This is a genomic window from Crenothrix polyspora, from assembly GCF_900163755.1.
GTDB classification, from domain to species: domain Bacteria; phylum Pseudomonadota; class Gammaproteobacteria; order Methylococcales; family Methylomonadaceae; genus Crenothrix; species Crenothrix polyspora.
In genome coordinates this window covers 1-4410 of the sequence record NZ_FUKI01000051.1, presented here as the reverse complement: position 1 = coordinate 4410, position 4410 = coordinate 1, and the positions used below count along the sequence as shown (strand labels likewise).

Sequence of the window (4410 nt, the reverse complement as noted above, 5' to 3'; positions counted from 1 at the left end):
TTCAATTTATTGATTTAAAACAATGTTGCCAATCGCTATAATTTTTTGTCATGTACAGAGAAAAATATCTAAACACGCGCTTCAAATATCCGCCACCAGCTTACTCAACCGCTCCTGCCCCGCATGGGTGTAAATCTGCGTGGTGGCGATGCTCTCATGGCCCAGCAGCGCCTGGATGTCCACCAGTTGCACATCCTTTTCCAATAGCCGCGTGGCATACGTATGCCGTAATTTGTGCGGCGTGACCTTTTTATCAATGCCGGCCTTGTCGATCAGTTTCTTTAAATACGCTCGTACCGCATGGGCACCGGGTGCCTTGGCACCGGCTTTCTTGGCGAACACATAATCCTCGCCGCCCTTCCCCGCCAAGGATAACGCCAGCACACGGCCAAACGATTCGGGCAACGGCACCTGCCGTTCCTTATCGCCCTTGCCGATCACCCGCACATGTTTTGCGACACCATCGACCACGCGCACATGCGCCACCTTCAGCCCCAACGCCTCGCTGATCCGAAGGCCGGACTTTTGGATCAGCTCAAACAGCAGGTCATAGCGTTGGCGTATTTTCAGCGAAGAGGCGCGGCTGCGGCCAAAGATATTGTCGGGGATGTCGTCATAGTTGCGGGTGGCTTTCAGCAGTGCGGCCTGTTCCTCGGTCTCCAGCCACACGGGGATGCGCCGTGGCCGCTTGGGCTTTTCGATCTGGTAAATCGGGTCTTCCTGTACCTTGTGGTTGCGCTTCGCCCATTTGTAGAATGTGGCCAGGCAGGAAATCTTCCGCGCCACCGCATGCGCCCCCACGCCTTCACGCGACAAATACGAGACAAAATGCTCCACATCGTTCGCGCTGCATTGCCGCCAGTTCAGTTGTTCGGACAGCAGCCACTTTTGCCAGCGGTTCAAATCCGAGTTGTAGTTGTAACAGGTGGCATCCGAATGCCCCTTGGAGTATTTCAAAAACCCCAGGAACTCTTTTCGGATGGCCGGAAATCCGGTTTCGTTGGTATCGGCCATGACTGCTCCACCTCGCGTTTGCAAACCTGAAAAAAAATTTTGGCCTCAATGCCAGCCTGTACTATACACTAAAATAAGTATTTTATAAATTTTTATTGGGAATGGTAAAACGTAATTTTCTAGATCCCATGCAAATTAAAGCCTATTAAGGACAGTAAAAACACACACTGGCAAACGATGAGGCGACTAAAACCACTAAAGCATTTGTTTTAGTAAAAATAGGCCAAAAAACACGGTTTTTTGACGGTACGGAACTTGCTGCTCATAAAGTTGAGAGTGGCGTTTTGTGGGCGCAAATTCAACCCAACAAAAACACCAACACATTGATTAATAATATTTTTTATTAAATAACTACCGATTTTGACCACAAGAAAAGGCGAAACTGCCCATGTGACCAAAATTGGTTATATATAACCAACTTTGCAGTTACATATAACCGACTATGACAATCCAAAACTCAGAAAAACAAAAACGCTACCGCGAATCCAGATTGAAATCCGGCGACCGCCATTTAACCTGCTGGCTCGACCAAACTGACAACGAGCGCCTGTTAAAACTCATGGCCTCGCTCGGCTACGGCGACAAGGGCAAATTACAGGACGGCTACACCGAAGTGATCCGCATGGCTCTTGAGCAACTGGAAAAAAAGCTGAACCCACCGCGCTATGGCTTGATACGCTTTGTGCCGCAGGAATCAACATGACCAGTGAAGCATTGCTGCTCTGGGGCGTGGTGTTCAGTTCGGTTGGCCTGGGCTTTTTCGTTTACGGCAAAAAACAGCAACGGCTGTCGCCTTTGCTGTGCGGCTTGGCGCTGATGGTCTATCCCTACTTTGTCGGGACAGTGCCGCTATTGCTTGGAATCGGTGTTGTGCTGGTGGCGTTGCCTTATTTTGTCCGGCTTTAAATACCGTGAACTTAAACAAACGACAGAAATGTTTCATAGGATTTTACGGTGGGTGATGATTGCCCCGATGCTGTAGCGTGCGGGTTATCCACAAAACATGTGGATAACCCAGGCTTTTGTGCGCCAAATCCAAACCCAACTAACCGTAAAATGTAGGGTTTAGTTAGATTGCCTAAAGTTTGGTCTATCCTTGTAGGTAATAACCTACCATCAAGGATTCAATGGACATCAACCAAATCCTGCTAAACGTTTTTGTTCCGATAATACGTGAATTTTGGTGGCTATTACCGCTGTTCCTTATCGCGGCAATCCTGAAATCACCTTTTGGTAAAGGCGCAATCGGTGAGCTTCAAGTTAACTTGGCGGCAAAATTCTTTTTGGATAAGCAGGTCTACACACTGTTCAAAAATGTGACGTTACCAACAGAAGACGGCACAACCCAAATCGACCATATTATTGTTTCTCGACATGGTGTTTTCGTTATCGAAACCAAGAACATGAAAGGCTGGATATTCGGTAGTCCCCAGCAAAAAACTTGGACACAGAAAATTTACCGGCACACTTCCAAATTCCAGAACCCACTGCATCAAAATTACAAACACACCCAAACGCTGCAAGCCGCTTTAGAACTTGATTCTAACAAAGTATTTTCGCTGGTTGTTTTTATCGGTGACAGCACCTTCAAAACTGCTATGCCAGATAACGTTGTTTACGGTGGCGGCTATATCCGGTTTATCAAAAACAAAACGCTATTTATCCTGAGCGAGGATGAAGTTCTGGATATTTGCACCGCAATTCAATCGGGTCGATTAAAACCATCGATCAGAACCCATATTGACCATGTTAACCACGTAAAAACAATTGTCGAAAAACGGCATGATAATAATTCATGCCCGAACTGTGGCAATAAAATGGTTTTAAGGACAGCACGAAATGGCAACAATCCAGGAAATCAATTTCTGGGTTGTTCCAGTTATCCAAGATGCAAAACGATTAGACAAATAACGTAACCTATGAGGTTTTAACTAATGGCTAAAAACTGGAAAGACCATTTTCAACAAAGCGTTCAACAACCAAAAACCATTGTTGATGCAGTCGATCATCTGATGACAATACTGGATGGTGAACACAAACTTGCTATTGCGGCCATGAAAAATGACGAGTTGATCAATTTGCATTTCAGTCTTGGCGTTATGATTCGGAATGCTTTTGGCCTACACGGCTAGGCGTAAGGATTGCTTCGTAAATTGATAGTAGTGACCTGTAACCCGCATTAATCCTACATTTTACATTCAAAACATAATCCAATAGTCCACCAGCAGTGGATAGCGCTCTTTCAGCTCGAACAATCCGAAGCGGTTGATATGGGATGTGCGGTATGGACTGAAGCCCGCAATTAATTCCGGTGTTAGCTTCTGTCGGGGTGTAGAACTGCTCTAACTCTGCTTGCGTCAGGCGGGTTTTAAAGCGGGGATAAGCGGTATCGCTGGGTTGCATGCCATTGGACTCCGGCTGTGGGTGGTTCGAAAGTATCGTGGCATATGGGTGCTCTAGGTGTGATAAATCCGCCGCTAAAAAGTACAGGTTATTCAGGGCAATAAACCGCCCGTTTTATTTTGATGTCAAAGCAACCTCCCTTATTCGCATAATGGTTTGTCGGGGCGTCTTGAATTCACGGGCTAACTCGGTAACATTAAGGCCAGCAGCCAATTTTTCCATGACTTTTGCTCGTTCCACCTTATTTAGTATGGGTGGTCGGCCAAATTGTTTGCCAACAGCCTTAGCCCGGTTAATCCCTGACTGCGTCCGTTCAATTAACAGGTCACGTTCAAATTCAGCGACCGCAGCGATTACTTGCATTGTCATCTTCCCCGCTGAACTGGTCAGATCAACGCCCCCCAGAGCAAGACAGTGTACGCGTATCCCCTGACCAGAAAGCAGCTCTACGGTTGCCCGCACATCCATCGCATTACGCCCAAGCCGGTCAAGTTTTGTCACTACCAAAATATCGCCGGACTCCATCCAGTCGATCAATTTAGTAAAGCCTGGACGTTCTTTCGCTGCCACGGATCCGCTGATGCTCTCTTCAATAAGGCGCTGCGTTTCAATAGCAAACCCAGCTGCCTTGATTTCTATACTTTGATTCAGGGTAATTTGGTCGGTAGTCGAAACGCGACAGTATGCAAAAACTCGCGACATGAGCCAATTCCGTCCGAAAGGGATGTACGAATTATAACCTGTGTACGAAATACATTTAGCTTACTTTTGTACACCCATTGGAAGGCATGTCCGAAACAGATCAATTTCGGACAGGGCTGTTTTCAGTAAAAATGATAAAAATCCAGGTTTAATGCGGGTTACAGAGCACTACTATCCAAACACGCACGAATCCTTACGGTCGGCCTACACGAACCAGGCAGTCAGTTGTTGGCTTCGTGCGGTACGGTGCATCCAGATGATGCTTCTGATGGAATTGTTCAGGCATTGTGG

General features: G+C 46.8%; 6 protein-coding genes. 4 read left to right on the top strand and 2 right to left on the bottom strand.

Features of this window, described 5'->3' with window-relative positions:
* Positions 1-81: 81 nt before the first annotated feature.
* Positions 82-1014 carry a tyrosine-type recombinase/integrase gene (locus CRENPOLYSF2_RS03265; RefSeq protein WP_087142535.1) on the bottom strand — a complete coding sequence of 311 codons (933 nt, stop codon included), beginning with the start codon at positions 1012-1014 and terminating at the stop codon, positions 82-84.
* Between the two features lie 442 nt (positions 1015-1456).
* On the opposite strand from CRENPOLYSF2_RS03265, the gene CRENPOLYSF2_RS03260 reads away from it, so the two are divergent.
* The 4 genes from CRENPOLYSF2_RS03260 (at position 1457) to CRENPOLYSF2_RS03245 (ending at position 3146) form a co-directional block, all read left to right on the top strand.
* The gene (locus CRENPOLYSF2_RS03260; protein WP_087142534.1) at positions 1457-1717 is read left to right on the top strand and encodes a hypothetical protein; all 261 of its coding nucleotides are present in this window, start codon (positions 1457-1459) and stop codon (positions 1715-1717) included.
* Positions 1714-1920, top strand: a complete 207-nt coding sequence (locus CRENPOLYSF2_RS03255) for a hypothetical protein (protein ID WP_087142533.1) — start codon at positions 1714-1716, stop codon at positions 1918-1920. The genes CRENPOLYSF2_RS03260 and CRENPOLYSF2_RS03255 overlap by 4 nt, the downstream gene beginning before the upstream one ends.
* Before the next feature lie 221 nt (positions 1921-2141).
* Positions 2142-2930, top strand: a complete 789-nt coding sequence (locus tag CRENPOLYSF2_RS03250) for a nuclease-related domain-containing protein (RefSeq protein ID WP_087142532.1) — start codon at positions 2142-2144, stop codon at positions 2928-2930.
* 18 nt (positions 2931-2948) lie between these two features.
* Positions 2949-3146, top strand: coding sequence for a DUF6794 domain-containing protein (locus CRENPOLYSF2_RS03245; protein WP_087142531.1), 198 nt, complete (start codon positions 2949-2951; stop codon positions 3144-3146).
* A 385-nt stretch (positions 3147-3531) separates the two neighbouring features.
* Here the strand turns inward: CRENPOLYSF2_RS03245 and CRENPOLYSF2_RS03240 are convergent, their stop codons facing one another.
* Positions 3532-4119: a recombinase family protein gene (locus CRENPOLYSF2_RS03240; protein ID WP_087142530.1), complete on the bottom strand. Its 588-nt coding sequence runs from the start codon at positions 4117-4119 to the stop codon at positions 3532-3534.
* Between the last annotated feature and the right edge of the window lie 291 nt (positions 4120-4410).